The organism is Oleiphilus sp. HI0132 (assembly GCF_001635845.1).
Genome location: NZ_LWGJ01000029.1, coordinates 1 through 1,027 on the forward strand (window position 1 = coordinate 1; position 1,027 = coordinate 1,027).

At 50.3% G+C, this 1,027-nt stretch carries 1 protein-coding gene; it reads left to right on the forward strand.

From position 1 onward, the window contains the following. Positions 1 to 55: 55 nt before the first annotated feature. Positions 56 to 1,027, forward strand: a 972-nt coding sequence (locus tag A3766_RS00555) for a toprim domain-containing protein (RefSeq protein WP_369808585.1), incomplete at its 3' end; no start/stop codon positions are given.

The following is a 1,027-nucleotide window of genomic DNA, read 5'->3' on the forward strand; positions in this document are numbered from 1 at the left end:
ATTACGAGTGTAAGTTTTGCTCTTGGCAGGATCGCTGCTGGCGAGGGGGTGCGCAATGAACAGCAGCACCGATAAAGTGATCTGGCTCGATTTTAACGACGCACCTGAGCAGGGTGAATCAACAAAACCAAAGCATGATGCCCGAGAGCTCAAGCAACGATTAATCGATTCGTTAGATGCTGTGTTGACCTATCTGTTTCCTGCAGGAAAGTATCGAGGCAAGCAGTTCATTGTAGGCGATCTGGAAGGCAATCCCGGTAAAAGTTTAGTCGTTGAACTTGCAGGCTCTCGTGCAGGGATGTGGATGGATTTTGCTACCGGAGAAGGTGGTGACATCTTTGATGCCTGGGCACGTGTTAATGGCTTTGATACCGCCAGCCAATTTCCTGAGCTGGTGGATTCTGTCGCTCAATGGTTAGGTGTGTCTGTTGATCAATCACGGCCATTGTCCGCGACTTATGAGAAAGCTAATAAACCCGCAATGCCTGCTCGACAACAACCTACCGATGACCTAGGACCAGCAACCGGAAAATGGGATTATCGTGATAGCCAAGGTCAGCTAATTGCCTGCGTATATCGATACGATAACGAGTCGGGCAAAGAGTTCAGGCCGTGGGATGTGCGATCACGCTCAATGAAAGCACCGGATCCAAGACCGCTCTACAACCAGCCTCAAATCTTAAGCGCCAATCAAGTGGTGCTGGTCGAAGGTGAGAAAGCTGCGGACGCACTCATTCGCTTAGGTTTGGTGGCAACCACTGCCATGAATGGCGCTAATGCTCCAATAGCGAAAACGGATTGGTCGCCACTGAAAGATAAACACGTTTTAGTCTGGCCTGACAATGATGATGCGGGTGCTGAGTATGCCAGAAAAGCATCGGAAGCGATCGCATGCGGCGGTGCCGCTTCTGTGGCGGTTTTGCATATTCCGGGTGATAAATCCGTTAAGTGGGACGCCTATGATGCAGTCGATGAAGGGATGGATGTGTGGGCTTTCGTTCAGTCGGCACCGAGAACCATTGTTAAA